This is a genomic window from Bacillus sp. AP50 (genome assembly GCF_040492675.1).
GTDB classification, from domain to species: Bacteria; Bacillota; Bacilli; order Bacillales; family Bacillaceae_G; genus Bacillus_A; species Bacillus_A cereus.
Genome location: NZ_JBEUTW010000393.1, coordinates 1 through 1422 on the forward strand (window position 1 = coordinate 1; position 1422 = coordinate 1422).

Here is a 1422-nt window from a genome sequence, read left to right on the forward strand (position 1 = left end):
GTTATAGCATCTTGAATAAAATAATCTATATTATTTCTCAGTTTTTGATATGAAACTTGATCTTCTATATCGTTAAACATAACGACAATTTCTACTTTATTCCCTTTCTTATCTGTAGTATACAAGCTTTTTGTCAATACGAATGCGGTAGAACCACCTTTTTGACCAGCATATTCGAATTTACTATTTTTAACTGTTCCTTTGAAAATGTTCTCGAGCTCTTCTTGCATTGATTTTGGAAAATAATTTCTACTATTTATCTTTTCCATTATACTCATATAATCTTTAGCGTTTGCACCCACTAATCGATCTGACCAAATTCGCTGAAATTCCATATCTACCTTTAATGGAATATCCCGTTTTTTCCATTCTTCTTCATCTTTCATCCATTCATGAATTTGTAACACATGTTTATTATATTCTTCCTTTGACATGTTACGTATCATTTCTAACGATTGATTTTTTGGCTCATGAAGCTCTTTTTCTACATACCCTCTCATATATAGTGAAGCAGTATACGAAGAGAACTTGTCATGACTAGTAAACTCTAACTCTTTTAAACTATCATTTACTCTTTCTATTCCAAGCTTATCTAACAAATATGTCGTATTTGCATTAGAGCTATAATGAATCATTCCTTTTGCAACTTCTTCTAAAGCGATTTGTCCATTTTCCACTAATTCTCTCGCTTTTGCATCTTCTAACCAATCAGGATGTGCCCCACCATCAGTGTTTTTAACATAATATTTTTCTAGCTCCTGCAATGAAATTTGTTCATCACGATTGATTTTTCCTTCTGACATTTGCTTAGCAAATTCAACTGCTATTATGATTTTTGCCATACTTGCTAATGGCAATTTTTTATTTTCATTTATAGAAGTTAATACTTCTCCATTTCTTTTAATAAGTAATGAACATGTTTCATCTTCTTTATGTTCTTTTATGTACTTTAATACGTAATCAGGATCTTCTTTTGACAAATAGTAATTCATAATAACAAAGAAAGCTATAACAGCTACTATAATGACTCCTGCAATTATTCCTATAATCTTTAATATGTTCACAATATACCCCCTCTAACAAATTTCCTTCTATATCATAATTATACCGAACTGAATTACAAAATTATACAAAAACGAATAAATATTCCTACAAACAAAGAATCATTTTTTTATTTCACACTGTATTGTATGGAAAATCTCATGAATATGTCTAACTTTCACATAACAAAAAAACATGCCTTCATTAGGAAAGCACGTTTTGTGATATTCTTCACATTGTTTAGTTAAAAAATAAATGTTTACTTACCATGATGTAACATTAAATCACTAAGTTCTTCTTCAATGTGATTTAATTTCGCAACGCCTTCTTTCCATTTATGAATATAACGTGAAACCCCAACGAAAAACAAAACAATAATTG

2 protein-coding genes are annotated in these 1422 nt (G+C 29.5%); both read right to left on the bottom strand.

The annotated features are described in order from the left end of the window. Positions 1 to 1064: serine hydrolase (locus ABWK52_RS23115; protein WP_353772161.1), on the bottom strand; the 1064-nt coding region annotated here is incomplete at its 3' end. A 236-nt stretch (positions 1065 to 1300) separates the two neighbouring features. Further along, positions 1301 to 1420, bottom strand: a complete 120-nt coding sequence (locus ABWK52_RS23120) for a peptidase (RefSeq protein WP_353772162.1) — start codon at positions 1418 to 1420, stop codon at positions 1301 to 1303. Positions 1421 to 1422 lie beyond the last annotated feature (2 nt).